Genomic DNA, 288 nt, shown 5'->3' with positions numbered 1-288 from the left:
ATACTTGTACCTAATTTAGTCCAGTCTTGGTTTTGACCTGCTTCAATTGCACTTTTTACTGCGTTTGCGATTTTTTCCATGATTACTATCTCCTTTATAATGTTTATTTATATTTTCAATAAATGTTATCTGTCGAACTTAGAATCCGAATAATTTACCTAAAATGCCAACACCGTTTTCTACGATACCTACAATGCTTGTACCTAATTTAGCCCAATCTTGGTTTTGGCCTGCTTGAACTGCATCTGAAATTGCTTGTACTAATTTTGACATTTAAATCGCTCCATT

1 protein-coding gene and 1 pseudogene are annotated in these 288 nt (G+C 33.3%); both read right to left on the bottom strand.

Annotated features, from left to right (window positions below):
* Positions 1–80 (bottom strand): annotated as a pseudogene (locus HMPREF2715_RS09875) (phenol-soluble modulin PSM-beta-2); the annotation flags it as partial.
* Between the two features lie 58 nt (positions 81–138).
* Positions 139–273 (bottom strand): phenol-soluble modulin PSM-beta-3, encoded by a 135-nt coding sequence (locus tag HMPREF2715_RS09870; RefSeq protein WP_011276028.1) that lies wholly within the window; start codon positions 271–273, stop codon positions 139–141.
* Positions 274–288 lie beyond the last annotated feature (15 nt).

Source organism: Staphylococcus sp. HMSC062A01 (assembly GCF_001836805.1).
Classification (GTDB): domain Bacteria; phylum Bacillota; class Bacilli; order Staphylococcales; family Staphylococcaceae; genus Staphylococcus; species Staphylococcus haemolyticus.
This window is presented reverse-complemented; position numbering and strand designations above follow the sequence as displayed.

What these genes read in the sequence shown, in the direction of transcription:
- HMPREF2715_RS09870 (WP_011276028.1), bottom strand. Translation starts at nt 273, where the DNA reads ATGTCAAAATTAGTACAAGCAATTTCAGATGCAGTTCAAGCAGGCCAA.